The 13,711-nt window shown below is 58.6% G+C and carries 12 protein-coding genes; 4 read left to right on the top strand and 8 right to left on the bottom strand.

From position 1 onward, the window contains the following. Nucleotides 1-35: 35 nt before the first annotated feature. From H9S92_RS16765 to H9S92_RS16755, 3 genes are all read left to right on the top strand, one after another. Complete coding sequence (locus tag H9S92_RS16765) at nucleotides 36-482, top strand: hypothetical protein (protein WP_187467843.1); 447 nt, start codon at nucleotides 36-38, stop codon at nucleotides 480-482. 58 nt (nucleotides 483-540) lie between these two features. Further along, complete coding sequence (locus tag H9S92_RS16760; RefSeq protein ID WP_187467842.1) at nucleotides 541-2,034, top strand: hypothetical protein; 1,494 nt, start codon at nucleotides 541-543, stop codon at nucleotides 2,032-2,034. A gap of 187 nt (nucleotides 2,035-2,221) precedes the next feature. After that, the gene (locus tag H9S92_RS16755) at nucleotides 2,222-3,337 is read left to right on the top strand and encodes a diphosphomevalonate/mevalonate 3,5-bisphosphate decarboxylase family protein (RefSeq protein ID WP_187467841.1); all 1,116 of its coding nucleotides are present in this window, start codon (nucleotides 2,222-2,224) and stop codon (nucleotides 3,335-3,337) included. An 81-nt stretch (nucleotides 3,338-3,418) separates the two neighbouring features. Here the strand turns inward: H9S92_RS16755 and H9S92_RS16750 are convergent, their stop codons facing one another. The 7 genes from H9S92_RS16750 to H9S92_RS16720 form a co-directional block, all read right to left on the bottom strand. Further along, nucleotides 3,419-4,198 (bottom strand): segregation and condensation protein A, encoded by a 780-nt coding sequence (locus tag H9S92_RS16750; protein ID WP_187467840.1) that lies wholly within the window; start codon nucleotides 4,196-4,198, stop codon nucleotides 3,419-3,421. Between the two features lie 119 nt (nucleotides 4,199-4,317). Then, nucleotides 4,318-4,854, bottom strand: coding sequence for a GAF domain-containing protein (locus tag H9S92_RS16745; RefSeq protein WP_187467839.1), 537 nt, complete (start codon nucleotides 4,852-4,854; stop codon nucleotides 4,318-4,320). A gap of 159 nt (nucleotides 4,855-5,013) precedes the next feature. Beyond that, a complete protein-coding gene (locus tag H9S92_RS16740; RefSeq protein ID WP_187467838.1) occupies nucleotides 5,014-5,865 on the bottom strand; it encodes a DUF2911 domain-containing protein in 852 nt (283 codons plus the stop codon). A 143-nt stretch (nucleotides 5,866-6,008) separates the two neighbouring features. Continuing rightward, nucleotides 6,009-6,404, bottom strand: a complete 396-nt coding sequence (gene apaG / locus H9S92_RS16735; RefSeq protein WP_187467837.1) for a Co2+/Mg2+ efflux protein ApaG — start codon at nucleotides 6,402-6,404, stop codon at nucleotides 6,009-6,011. Between the two features lie 158 nt (nucleotides 6,405-6,562). Continuing rightward, the gene (locus tag H9S92_RS16730; RefSeq protein ID WP_187467836.1) at nucleotides 6,563-6,934 is read right to left on the bottom strand and encodes a DUF3127 domain-containing protein; all 372 of its coding nucleotides are present in this window, start codon (nucleotides 6,932-6,934) and stop codon (nucleotides 6,563-6,565) included. A 200-nt stretch (nucleotides 6,935-7,134) separates the two neighbouring features. Next, entirely contained in the window at nucleotides 7,135-7,602 is a 468-nt protein-coding gene (locus H9S92_RS16725) for a Fur family transcriptional regulator (RefSeq protein ID WP_187467835.1), read from the bottom strand. 82 nt (nucleotides 7,603-7,684) lie between these two features. Beyond that, on the bottom strand, nucleotides 7,685-9,910 hold the full coding sequence (locus tag H9S92_RS16720) for a RelA/SpoT family protein (protein ID WP_187467834.1): 2,226 nt from the start codon (nucleotides 9,908-9,910) through the stop codon (nucleotides 7,685-7,687). Nucleotides 9,911-10,360: 450 nt separating this feature from the next. Here H9S92_RS16720 and H9S92_RS16715 point away from each other — a divergent pair, with 450 nt between their 5' ends. Next, nucleotides 10,361-10,666, top strand: a complete 306-nt coding sequence (locus H9S92_RS16715; RefSeq protein ID WP_187467833.1) for a T9SS type A sorting domain-containing protein — start codon at nucleotides 10,361-10,363, stop codon at nucleotides 10,664-10,666. A gap of 119 nt (nucleotides 10,667-10,785) precedes the next feature. Here the strand turns inward: H9S92_RS16715 and H9S92_RS16710 are convergent, their stop codons facing one another. After that, nucleotides 10,786-13,668, bottom strand: coding sequence for an ATP-dependent Clp protease ATP-binding subunit (locus H9S92_RS16710; RefSeq protein ID WP_187467832.1), 2,883 nt, complete (start codon nucleotides 13,666-13,668; stop codon nucleotides 10,786-10,788). Between the last annotated feature and the right edge of the window lie 43 nt (nucleotides 13,669-13,711).

Below are 13,711 nucleotides of genomic sequence, written 5' to 3'. Positions count from 1 at the left end.
CCGCCGGATTGGGGGGCGATGCCAAAACCACCGTCATGGCAGATAGCGCACAAGACCTCCTGGTGGGCACCTACACCTACCGGAGTTGGAATAATGATCCTGACCTGACCACCAGCGCCGATGCCCTGGTGTTCGGACAAGGATTTATCCAGATAGACCCCGCCCCCTTTAATGTACTCAAGGGAACCATTTATGGGACGGACAACAATTTGCCCGACGGTAAGGTCAGTTGGGCGCTGCAACTAAAGGGGTCCATCAACTACGGCAATCCCTTCACCCTCCGCTTCCAGGGCAAAGGCGTCATCAGTGGCAGCGAGTGGATTTACAACTACGTCTGTTACCTGGTTTTGCCGTGGCAAGATGGCGTCAACCAGCCCAACGTCCTTACTGGCTCCATCGTAAGGGCAATCCCCCACCCCGGGGACAATGGCACGGTGCATCCGGCGGGGGTTACGGCAACCTGGTACGCGGTGAAAAACTGACCACCCTACGGAGAGCACTCCCTACGGCCGCCTTTTCTAAATCATTAAAACGCATACCATGTTTAATCACCCACTTAGTCACCGCCCGGCGACGCTCCTCTGCTGCTTGGCCCTGCTTTTCAGCTGCGGAAACCAGGAGAAAAGCCAGCAACAAGAAGTCTTACTGGAAGCCTCCCCGGACGCAACGACCATTAACATCAGCTTCACGGCGCAAGTACCCCAAGACCTCAGTGCGAATGCTACCCCGCAGCAATTGGTACAATTCGCCTGGGAAGAATTCATTGCCCTGACCTGGAAATCTTCTTACAACGAGGATGGTAAGCGGGATCACCCCGATACAAGTTGGAACTGGAGCAGGTACACCGATGCCTATCCCGACCTGCTCGTCTGGGAAACCTACGCCCACCGCACCGAATTGCGGCCGGCGGACGACCAAATGCAGGCCTTTGACATGGCCCCACGCTATAGTTTCATCAACCCGCCACAGCCCGCCAACGCCAGTGCCAGCTTCACCCTGTTCAATAATCTGGACGAAAACAACGAGATAGGCTCTTGTAATCTTTACGCCCACTACAGCGCGGAGGGGAAGACCAATACCGTGGTGTATCAGGCAAAAACAAACCGGGATGAATACGAGTACATCAGAAGCAACTACCCTACTAAAGCACAGCTGCTGGCGGCCACCTCCAAGACGCTGGACAACATAACCAAACTCAAGGAATATTACCCCGGTGCCACCAGTACCTGTAACTGTCCCGCCGCCGAAGGCGTAGTCTGCCTACCCTGCGGCGGAGCCGCCGTACCCGGAAGTACGGGCGCTACCTACGATGGTGCAATCGAGATCAAAACCGCCTGGCGCAAGCTTACGGCGGCGGATGACCCTGCGGAGTTCTTCGTGCGAAAAGCCATTTACTACGAGAAAGACCCCAATGGAACGATCACCTACAACAATGGCGATTTTGCCCTGATCGGCATCCACATCATTCATAAGACCCAAAACTATCCGGGCTTTGTCTTTGCCACCTGGGAGCACGTTGGCGTAGAAGGGGATGATATGGCCTATGAACTGCTGGATGGATCGGGTAATATTGTGGAGAACTACCCCCGCTTCCACGAAATTCCGGCGGTGGTGCAGCAAGCCAACGCGGCCGTTCACGCCCAGATGAAGGCGCTGAATCCGAATACCATTTGGCAAAACTACCGCCTGGTGGGCGTCCAGGGTGCCCCCTCGGATGATTCCACGAGTTTCAGCTACTTCCTAGCCAACTATGTGATTGAATCGGACCCCACCCTGGCCGACTTTCACGGCAGCAGCATCGGAGACCCCTTCGACGGAAAGCCCAATTTATTGGCCAGTGGCCAGCGCCTGTTCAACATGGGCGGGTGCAAAGGCTGCCACGGCGTTGCACAAATCACCTTGGGTACGGACTTCTCTTTCCTGCTGGACACCGTCGGCAAACCCGTCCCCTCCCCCGATATTCTGGGGCCGCTGCCGGCTACCACCGTGCCCTCGGCTAAGCTGCGTAGCCTGATCGCCGCTACTAAAAAGTAAACTGTTGCCATCGGATGGGCACCTGACTGGTGGGCCGCAAAGTACATTCGGTGACTTTGCGGCCCTCGAGCATTGGGGAACCCTGCAAACCGCTGCACCCCTTTGCTCCTTTAATCCCTTCCTCCTTTCCCCCATTAATCCCGTTCTCCCCCCAACTTTCGTATTTTGCGCCCTTCGGAAATGAACTATGGATTATACCAACCCCAGCCTCACCGTCCTCAGCAGTGAAGTCCGCCCGGGCGCACTGCGCTGGCGCAGCCCCTCCAACATCGCCCTGGTGAAGTACTGGGGCAAGCACGGCAAACAGTTGCCGCGCAACCCCTCCATCAGCTTTACCCTGGAGGGGGCGGCTACGGATACTACCCTCGACTACGCCGTTCGTACCCAGGCCGGGGAGGGCGTCGACGTTCAACTTTACCTGGATGGTGAGCGTAACGAAGGCTTCACCGTGCGCACCCGGCAATTCCTGGAGTCGCTGCTGCCCATCTACCCGTTCCTGAAGCAGCTGAGCCTGACGATCCACACCAGTAACACTTTCCCCCACTCGGCGGGCATCGCCAGCTCGGCATCGGGGATGAGTGCGCTGGCCCTTTGCCTGGTAAGCCTGGAAGAGACACTGTTCGCACCGTTTAAAGACCGGGAACAGTACTGGGCCAAAGCCAGCTACCTGGCCCGCCTGGGTTCAGGCAGCGCCTGCCGCTCGGTGTACGGCGGTGCTGCCGTGTGGGGCACGCTGGCGGGTTTGCCGGGCAGCAGCGACGAATATGCGGTGCCAGTCCGCGACGGACTTCACGCTACTTTCCAGGATTACCACGACGACATTTTGCTGATCTCACGCTCGGAAAAGTCGGTCAGCAGCCGGGCCGGCCATGGCCTGATGGAAGGCAACCCCTACGCTACGGCCCGCTACGCCCAGGCTACGCGCCGGACGGACGAGATGCTGACCGTCTTACGCCAGGGCAACGTAGAGCGCTTCGGGGAACTCCTGGAGTCCGAAGCCCTTACCCTTCACGCCCTGATGATGAGCAGCCACCCGCCCTATCTGCTCATCCGGCCCAACACCCTGAGCGCCATTGAGCGGATCCACCAGTTTCGGGCGGAAACCAGGCTGCCGCTCTACTTCACCCTCGATGCCGGCCCCAACCTGCACCTCCTCTATCCCCACGCGATGGCAGCGGAGGCCAAGACCTTCATCCGCGAACAACTACTGGCCTTCTGCGAAGACCAACGCTACCTGGCCGACCGCGTTGGCAAGGGCCCCGAAGCACTGGAAGTGAGTGGTGCTGCGGAGGGTGGGGAATAATCCCGGCCGGACTCCCTTTGCTCCTTGTCCCTACTCCCCCCTCCGGGGGTCGGGGGGGAGCACCTGCGGCCGCGCCCTGTTTTATTCCTCTTCGCTGCCGCTCTCTCCCCCGGCCGGCTCCAGCCAGAAATTGTTAAGTCCCTCGCCGGGGACGATGCTGATCTCCCGCGCGTTGAGCAATTCCAGCAAACCGAGGAAGGTAACGATGGCGTGGATACGGGTCTTGCAAACGCTGAAAAGGTCCGCAAAACTGGGCCGCGCTTTGCCAAAACGCACGGCGCTGACCATCTCCATGATCCGGATTTGCTGCTCTTCGATGGTGTGGCTGAACTGGGCAATCTCGTGCACGACGGGCCGTTTGCTGGCCTCCTCCAGTTTGCCGAGCAGGCTTTCGTAGGCCTTCAGCAGCTTGAAAAGGGTGACGCTTTCCAGCTCGACGTCCACCAGCGCGCGCACGGCAATCTGCGCCAGCTCGTCGGTGATGTTGCCGCGGTAATTGCGCATTCCCCGCTCCGTTTCCAGGGTGCGGAGTTCTTCCAGCACGGATTTATAGCGCTTGTACTCCAGCAGGCGGGAAACGAGTTCCTCGCGGGGGTCAATCTCATTGCCCTGTTCGTCAACGGCCTTGCGGGGGATGAGGATCTTGGCCTTGATGCGGCACAGGGTGGCGGCCACCAACACAAATTCGCTGGCCAGGTCAATGTCCATCGCCTCGGCCTGCCGCATGTAGTCCAGAAAATCGTCGGTGACCTTCGCAATGGGAATGTCGTAAATATCCAGCTCGTCCCGCTCGATGAAGAACAGGAGCAAGTCGAAGGGACCTTCGAACTGGGGCAGTTTTATCGTGTATCCGGCGGCCATTGGCGCGAAGGTAAAGAGTTTTTGCCTGGCTTGGTGTCTGGATAGGGGCGCGGCCGCAGGTGCCAGGGAAGTTGAAGGAGCAGGGGGGGGTTCCGGCCCGGTCTTTCTCTCCTCCGGGGTCAGTGTCCGCCGCCGCCCGCAAAGACGTTCGCCAGCAAAGCCTCCAGCTCCTCCTGGTCGGTGGCATCGAAAGAAGCCTCCAGCGTACTGTCCACGTCAAACACCCCGAACAGGGAGCCATCGGCGCGGAAAACGGGAACGACGATTTCCGAATGGCTGTTGGGGTCGCAGGCGATGTGTTCGCTGCCCGGGGCCAGGGCGTGGGTATCGGCCACAATTTTGGTTTGCCCACTAGCCGCCACTGCGCCGCAAACGCCCCGGCCAAACTGGATGCTGAGGCAGCCGAGCGTCCCCTGGTACGGACCTACCACCAGTTCCCGTTCTCCGCGTACCAGATAAAAGCCCACCCAGTAGTAGTAGGGCAGGTAGGTTTTCAGCAGGCAGTTGATGGTGACCATCTTTACCGTCTCGTCTTGCTCCCCGCCGAGGGTGGCCAGGATAGCGGCGCGGGCTTCGGCGTAGGCCACTCGCTTCTCCGCATTGCTCAGGTTGACGGAGGGCTTGATGAAGTAGGGCATTTCAGCGGAAGCAGACATACGGTTACCTTGAGGATCAGAGAGAAAGACAGGGTGAACAACACCGCTTCTCGGCCATGGTTGAAGGCGGGTGCTCCAGCAAAAAAAACAACGGGGCTGCACAGTATGCCTGCACAGCCCCGTTGCGGGAAGAAAGGTGGCGGGCTATCCGCCAAAGCCTTACTTGAGTTCTTTGAGCGACTTCTCGTTCATACGCACGTAGTCCATGTTACCAGCGGCTTTGGCCAGTTCCAGCGACTTTTCAAAAGCGGCTTTGGCTTCTGCTTTCATGTCCAGGTCGGCCAGGATGGTGGCTTCGCGGCGAACCATCCAGTAGCGGGGTTCCTTACCAGCCATGGCGTTGGCCTTCTTTACGTAGTCCAGCGCGAGCTTGTTGTCGCCGTTGTCGGCCAGGAAAGACGCAGCCTGGAAGTAGTCGTTCATGCTGGGGCCGGCCATGACGGCGTCAATGTTGGCCATGACGGCCTCCTTCACTTTAGTGGCCAGGGGAACGGCCACCATGGTGTTTTCCCACATCATAACGAGGTCGGCAGTACCCATGCCGTGGTTTTGTACGTCGATGGTAAAGGTTTCGACGGTGTGGCCGGTGGCTTTGGTTTTTACCGTGGCTTTGGCGGCGGGTTCTTTCTCTACGTAGCTGTTCCAGCTGCCCGTTTCGAAGGGGTAGATCATTACGGTCCAGTTATCGGCAGCGGGACGGGTGAGCACCGCGTAGCTGCCGGCTTTCAGTTCGGTGCCGCCAACGGTGACGGGGCCGGTGAAGGTGAGTTTGGTCGCTTGGTTGGCTCCCGTGCGCCAGATCTCGCCGAAGGGTACCAGGCCGTCGGCGGCAAAAACTTTGCGGCCTTTCGTGCCGGGGCGGCTGTATTCTACGTGGACGTCCGTCAGGCCCACCGTAGTCTCCAGCTTAGTGGTGGGAGAGGCGGAAGGGGTACGGATCTGGGCAGAGAGGCCAAGGGTACAGAAAAGGGCCACGGCCAGGGTGGCGAGGGTGAGGAATTGTTTACGCATAATGACGTTGGTTTACATTGGTTTGAGGAGGCACAACCTGGTTGAGAGGGCAGTACCGCCGGTGGGGAAAAGTGTATCTGTGGCGGGTGAAGTCCGATGTCCGGCCCGCCGCAGGAGATACGGGCGCGGGCCAGGGGACGGATTTAGTTGAGTACTTCGGGGGCGATGTGGAGAAACTTGGGAACTTCGACCTGAAAGAGTTCTTCCTGGCCCTGCCGGTCAGAGCGGCGCATCAGGTAACTGCCCTGCATGGCACCGATGGGCGTTTCAAACTGGACCCAGCTGGTGTACTCGTGGGCGGTGCCGGGCAGGATGTGGGGTTGCTGACCGACCACTCCTTCGCCTTCCACTACCCGCCTTGCGCCCGTGGCGTCAATCACTTCCCAGGCGCGGCTCAGCAATTGAACCGTCCGGGTGCCATTGTTTTCGATCCGGATCCGGTAGGAATAAACGTACTGAAGCCGGGCGGGGTCGCTGTACTGGGCCTGGAAGAAACTGTCGGCAGTTACGGTTACCTCCTGCGTGGTTTGGCTGGTCATAAGTTGGCGGATTATTAAGGTGAACGCGGCGGGGGCAAAAGCAGTCGGGCGTGGCACTTGTCCCAAACCCTGCACCTGCGTCAGCGCCCCACAACGGCTTGCCTTGGCATAAGACAATCGCCGGGCGGGAAGGTTGGCCAAAGCGGCAGACCTTTCCCCTAGAACGGCAGGTCGTCGGACACTTCCGCCGCTGGCTCGTCTCCGGCGGTCGGGAAGTCGTTGAAGCTCTGGGCAGTGGCTGGCTTGGCGTCGCTGCCCGCACTCACACTCTCCACGCGCCAGGCGTTGAGGTTGGTGAAGTACTTGCCCTGCCACTCGCGGCCGCGAAGATCGAAGTGGACCTTGATCTCGTCTCCCTCGTTCAAATCGTCGACGATGGCAGTCCGGTCTTGGGTTGTCTGGAACTTCACAAAGTTGTCGTACTGCCCGCCGTCGTTGGCCTTAATGACGAAGTCGCGCACGCGGAAAGTGTCCCCTTTGGTCTCGACCTCGAATTTCTTTACTAGGGTACCGGTAATTTCAAAAGACATAACTAAGAACTTATGGATGCAGAGCGGGCGTGGTGCACAGTGCACTGGCCCGGCTTCTTGGTTTTACGTTGTGGAAAGTGCCCGGGTTGGGGTACGCCCACGGCCTGGCACCGCCGCCACCCCCGGCCCCGCGAAAATAAGGACAGCGGCAGTGGCATCCAAATTTCCTTGCGCGCAATTCCTGGCGTGGAAATGCCGGCTCACTGCGCTGCCTTCTGCTCACAACCGCCAATGCAGTTGCCGTAGAGATTGAGGGAGTGGGAAGTGACGTTGAAGTGCAGAATTTCTCCCATCATGTTTTTGATCTGCTGCACGCGGGGGTCGCAAAACTCCAGCACCTTGCCGCAGTCGTTACAGATCAGGTGATCGTGCTGTTTGTAGCCGTAGCTTTTTTCGTACTGGGCCAGGTTTTTGCCAAACTGGTGTTTTTTGACCAGGTCGCAGCTCACCAGCAATTCCAGGGTGTTGTAGACCGTGGCGCGGGATACGCGGTAATTGTTGGTCTTCATGTGGATGTAAAGCGACTCGGCGTCAAAATGGTCGTCGCGGTTGTATATCTCCTCCAGGATTGCGTAGCGCTCGGGCGTGCGCCGGGCCTGCCGCTCCCGCAGGTGCTCGGAAAAGATGGCCTTGACGGTTTCGAAGTCGTTGGAAGGATTGGATTGCATACGTGGTGCGTACTTAGCGGGCCCGAAAAGGGTGTGCCTTTCTGGTCCCTGATTTGCGGACGTTCAGGGCCTGCACGAGCCCTTAGTCTTCCCGGGAAACGGTTGAGATGTACTCTAAGTTTTTCAGCGCCTGAATGGCCAGGTAAAGTTGGTCGGTGTTGCGCACCAGCAAACTGATGTGCGCCTCAAAGAAACCGTCGTTGCCCGCGATGTTGAAACTGCGCACGTTGAGGTTCATCTCAGCTATCTCGTGGCTGATTCTTTCGATTACGCCTTTGCCACTATCCAGCCCGGTGAGTTTCAGGTTGACCACAAAACTGCTCTCGGAGGTGCTCACCCATTCGGCCCGCATGATCCGGTAGCCGTAGTTAGACATGAGGTGCTCGGCGTTGGAACAGCGGCTGCGGTGGATCTTAAGGCCGGCGCTGGCCGTCAGGTAGGCAAAAACCTGGTCTCCCTGCACGGGGTTGCAGCAGGTGGCCATCGAGTACTCAAATTGGTCGCCCGGCTCTCCGTTGATGAGCAGCTTGGTCTGCCCCTTTTCTTTTCCCGCCGGGTTGCGCTTGCGCCCCGCTGCCAGGTTACGGTCTTCTTCCAGGGGCAATTTGATGGCCTTGGCCACCAGTTTGCCATTTTCCACGATGAAGGGCTCCAGCAGGTGGGCGATGGAGACGTTCTCTTCCGTTACGTCAAAGAACAAATCAATCTGGCTGCCTTCGTAGTGGTGGTTAGCGAGCAACTCAATGGCCGCACGCGTCTCATCAATGCGCAAGTGCTTGAGTTTGCGCAGCAAGGCTTCCTTGCCGAGTTCCCCTTTTTCCTTGCGGTCGGTTTTCAGGGCCTGGCGGATCTTGGCCTTGGCTTTGCCCGTGCGCACCAGTTTCAGCCAGCCTTCATTAGGCTTCTGCTGCTTGTTGGTAATCACCTTCAGGCGGTCGCCGTTGCGCAGTTCGTAGCTCAGGGGGACGATCCGCTCGTCGCACATCACAATCTGACAGTGGTACCCCACTTCGGTATGGACGCTGAAGGCAAAGTCTAAAGCCGTAGCGCCTTTGGGCAGCGTACGCATATCGCCGTCGGGGGTCCAGACGTAGACCTCCTCGTTGAAAAAGTTGTTGGCACGGAAGTCGCCCAAAAACTGCACGGAGTCGCTGTTGGGGTCGTCCAGGATGTCCCGCACGCTGTCAAACCACTGCTCGTACACGTCTGGCTGGTTGCTGATGCCCTTGTATTTCCAGTGGGCGGCAAAGCCCCTTTCGGCAATCTCGTTCATCCGTTCGCTGCGGATCTGCACTTCCACAAAGCGGGCGTCGGGGCCCACTACGGTGGTGTGGAGGCTTTCGTAGCCGTTGGATTTTGGGATGGTCACCCAGTCTTTGAGGCGCTCGGCAACGCCCTGGTATTCTTCGGTGACCACGGTATAGGCCGTCCAGCAGGCCAGCTTTTCTTTTTTCAGGGGTACGTCCACAATGATCCGCACCGCGAACAAGTCGTAGATCTGTTCGAACGGGACCTCTTTCTTCTTCAGCTTATTGTAAATGCTGTAAATCGACTTGGGCCGGCCGAAGATGCGGTAGGTAAAGCCCATCTCATCGAGGCCCTTGCGCAAGGGGGCAATGAAGCGCTCAATGTATTCTTCCCGCGCCTGTTTGGTTTCGCGCAGTTTGCCGGCTACCCGGTCGTACTCCTCGCGTTCGAGAACCTTCATGCAGAGGTCCAGGAATTCCGAGCGGAAGTTGTAAAGCCCCAGGCGGTGGGCCAGCGGCGCGTAGATGAAGCTGGTTTCGGCGGCAATTTTGAATTGCTTGTGCTCGGCCATGCTCTTGATCGTCCGCATATTGTGCAGGCGGTCGGCCATCTTGATGAGGACGATGCGCACGTCTACAATCAGCGTACTGAGCACTTTTTTGAAGTTCGCCGCCTGCTGGCTTTCGTTGCTGTAGGCACTGTCCAGCTTCGTCAGCCCCCCCACCATCTGGGCGATGGATTCTCCGAAGGCGGTGCGGATGTCTTCCAGCGAGACCGGCGTATCCTCTACCACGTCGTGCAGCAAAGCAGCGCAAATGGCCGTGGGCCCCAGGCCAATTTCTTCGGCACAGATCCGGGCTACGGCGATGGGGTGGTACATGTAGGGTTCACCCGATTTGCGGCGCTGGTAGCGGTGGCTGAAGTTGGCCAGTTCGTAAGCACGCAGCATCTGTTCCCGGTCCACCTCGTTGGGGGCAGGTTTCAGGCACGCAATCATCGCGTCGTAGGCCTTGCGGAGGCCCGCCTGTTCTTCTACGTTGGTTTCAATTACTTCAGCCATAATTACCGGGCGGCTAAATTAAGCGCTTGTGAGGAATTCGATGGTCCAAACCACCCGGGGGCGGCCTGAGGACGATCAAAACCACGCGTACCAAGGCACGGAAGCCGCAGTCAGGGGAGAAAGATGTTTTGGGTTTGCTTCTTTCACCTAACAAATAAACCCCTCAAACGGGTTAAACACGGCCCATTTTCCTGAAAGTATGATATTTAATCATCTTGGGCGCGACCGCAGGTGCCAGAAAAAGATGAAGAGCGATGAAAGGCCACGGAGAGGGTTTTTTGACTGAATATCGCCAAAATTGCCCTTTTTTCGGCTTTTTTTAAAATTTTCTCATTTTCCCGTGCACCTCCCCCTAAACCCGTAGTTGATGCTGCCAAAGGAACTGCAAAGCGGCTGTCTACTTACCTACCACACGCTCTACTCTCTAATCTTTTCTGAAGTATTCACACCATGAAAAACGTTTTACTCTCTATCGCTTTCCTCGTCTTCTCCTGTGGCTTGGCCGCCCAGAGTTCCGCTGGCCAGGAAGACCTCCGGGTTTTCCCTAACCCCGTCACCACCCAGTTCGAAATTGGCCATTCCGATCGGGTCAAGACGATCCGGGTCATCAACATGGTTGGCCGCGAGGTCAAGGTATTCGACTACGTCTCCGACAAACCCTACAACGTAGCCGACCTCCCCCAGGGCATGTACCTCGTCCAGCTCCAGGATGCCGAAGACAAGATCATCCACACCCAGCGCGTGAAGAAGAACTAAACACGCGCGCAGTTTGCCTAAACGAAGTAGTTCATAGTTCAGTAGTGCTCTATTGAACTATGAACTACTGAACTATGAACTAGCGCGGAGCCTATCCCTTGCGGCAGCTCCTTTACCCTTTACTCCTTTACTTCCTCCGTGGCGTCGAGCAATTCCTGGGTGGCTTTTTTGAGTTCGGCCATGTCGTCGTCAGCAGGTTCGGCATCGTCTTCCTCGCTGCCTTCTTCTTCCGGGGTTTTGGCTTTGTTGCCTCCGCCGCGGCGACTGCGTTTGCGGCCGGGTTTGGCTTCAGCCTGTTCGCGGGCTTCGGCTTTGGCCTTTTCGGCCAGGACGGCCTGGGCCTGGGCGGCGGCTTCTTCGTCTACCTCGGCGGCGGCCTGTTGGGGCGGAAATGGCTCTTTGCTAAAGGCCAGTTTGTCATTGGGGCCCACGTCGGTGTAGATCGTATCGCCGGCCAGGAAGTTGCCCGCGATGAGGTCTTTGGAAAGCGCATCGGCCAGGTCGGCCTGCAAGGTGCGCTTCATGGGCCGGGCGCCGAACTGGGGGTCGTAGCCGCGGTCGGCCAGCCAGTTCAGGGCGCGGTCGCTGATCTTCAGAACCATCCCCTGCCGCGCCAGCATCTTCTCGGTTTTGCGGAGCAGCAGGCGGGCAATTTGCTTGGTCTCCTCCAGCGTGAGGGGCAGGAACATGATCCGCTCATCAATGCGGTTGAGGAACTCCGGCCGCAGTTCTTCCTTGAGGGTTTCGAAGACTTCCTCCTTCGTCGTGGCGATGATGTCCGCGCGGTGGGCTTCGCCGACGTTGGCGAGGTCTTCAAAGTTTTCCAGGATCTTATCCGCCCCCATGTTGGAGGTCATGATGATGAGGGTGTTTTTGAAGTTGGCCACCCGCCCGCGGTTGTCCGTCAGCCGGCCATCGTCGAGCACCTGCAGCAGGATGTTGAAGGTATCGGGGTGGGCCTTTTCAATCTCGTCGAGCAGGACGATGGAGTAGGGCCGCTGGCGAACGGCCTCGGTCAGTTGTCCGCCTTCATCGTAGCCTACGTAGCCGGGAGGTGCCCCCACCAGGCGGCTCACGGTGTGCCGTTCCTGGTACTCACTCATGTCGATGCGGGTGATGGCTTTTTCGTCGTTGAACAATACTTCGGCCAGCGCCTTGGCCAGTTCGGTTTTGCCCACGCCCGTTGGCCCCAGGAAGATGAAGGAGCCGATGGGGCGGTTCTCGTCCTGCAGGCCGGCCCGGCTGCGGCGCACGGCGTCGGAGACGGCCTGGACGGCCTCGTGCTGCCCAATCAGGCGCTTGTGGAGCTCGTCTTCGAGCCGCAGCAGCTTATCCCGCTCGCTCTGGAGCATGCGCTGGACGGGGATCCCCGTCCAACGGCCCACCACCTCGGCGATGTCGTTGGCCGTCACTTCTTCGTTGGTAAATCGCTTTTCGTCCGGCAGGTTTTCCAGTTCCTTATCGGCGGCGTTGATCTGCTTCTGGAGGTCGGCCAGCTGTCCGTAGCGGATTTTGGCGACGGTCTCGAAGTCGCTGGCCCGCTCGGCTTTGGCCGCTTCCATCTCCAGTTCTTCCATCTGCTTTTTGAGCAGCTGGCTTTTGTCCACCAGGTCTTTTTCGTTGCGCCAGCGGGCCCGCAGGCTGTCCCGTTTTTCGCGGGCGTTGGCCACCTGCTCTTCGATGAGTTTCAGCTTCGGGGCGCTGTTTTCCCGCTTGATGGCTTCGCGTTCGATTTCGAGTTGCCGGACGCGGCGGTCGGCCTCGTCAATTTCTTCGGGGACGGAGTCCAGCTCCAGGCGGAGCCTGGAGGCAGCCTCGTCCATCAGGTCAATGGCTTTATCCGGCAGGAAGCGGTCGCTGATGTAGCGGTGGCTCAATTCGGCGGCCGCCACCAGGGCTTCGTCCATGATCTCGATCTTGTGGTACACCTCGTAGCGCTCCTGCAAACCGCGGAGGATGGAGATGGTATCTTCCACACTGGGCTCTTCTACGCGGACGGTCTGGAAGCGCCGGACGAGCGCCTTGTCTTTTTCGAAGTATTTCTGGTATTCGTCCAGCGTCGTTGCGCCAATGGTGCGCAAGTCTCCCCGCGCCAGGGCGGGCTTGAGGATGTTGGCTGCGTCCATCGCTCCGTTGCCGCCGCCGGCCCCGATGAGGGTGTGGATCTCGTCGATGAACAACACGTAGCGGCCATTGCTGCCCGCCACTTCGGTGATGATGCCTTTGAGGCGCTCTTCGAAGTCGCCCTTGTACTTGGCCCCGGCCAGCATACCGGCAATGTCGAGCACAAAAATCTTTTTCTCTTTCAGGCTTTCCGGCACGTCGCCCTTCACGATCCGCCAGGCAATGCCCTCCACGATGGCCGTTTTGCCTACTCCGGATTCGCCGATCAGCAGGGGGTTGTTTTTCTTGCGGCGGCTCAGGATTTGCAGCAGGCGGCGGATCTCCTCGTCGCGGCCCACGATGGGATCGAGCTTGCCGTTTTCGGCCCGCTCATTGAGGTTGATGGTGAATTTCTCCAGCAGGTTGTAAGTGTTGTCGGCACCGGGGTCGCTGACGGTCTTGCCCTTGCGCAGTTCTTCGATGGCGCCGCGGATGCCGTCGTTGGTGGCCCCCAGGTCTTTCAGGATGCGCGCACCCTTGTCACTGGCCCCCTGGATGATGCCGAGCATCATCAGTTCGATGCTGATGTATTGGTCGCCGAAGTCGACCAGCATTTTCTTGGCCCGGCTGAGCGCGCGGTTGGCGTCGTTGGTCAGAAATTGCTTGGTAGCGCCCTGGACCCGGGGGTAGTCTTTGAGCGTTTCCTTGAGTTCCCGCCGGACGGCCACACTATCCACCCCCACTTTGTTGAAGATGAAGTCGGCCACACTTTCGTCCACCGTAATGATGCCCGCCAACAGGTGGGGCGTATCCACCTGCTGCTGGTTCATTTCCTGGGCAATCTTCTGGGCCTGGATGATGGCCTCCTGGGCTTTGGTCGTAAAATTCTCGTACGTCATAAGGCGTGCAAGATAGCGGTTGCGCCCGGCATGAAAAAACCAG

It is taken from the genome of Neolewinella lacunae, assembly GCF_014349155.1.
In the GTDB taxonomy this organism is placed as follows: Bacteria; Bacteroidota; Bacteroidia; order Chitinophagales; family Saprospiraceae; genus Neolewinella; species Neolewinella lacunae.
The sequence above is the reverse complement of the archived record's forward strand: the minus strand, read 5'-3'. Positions and strand labels throughout refer to the sequence as shown.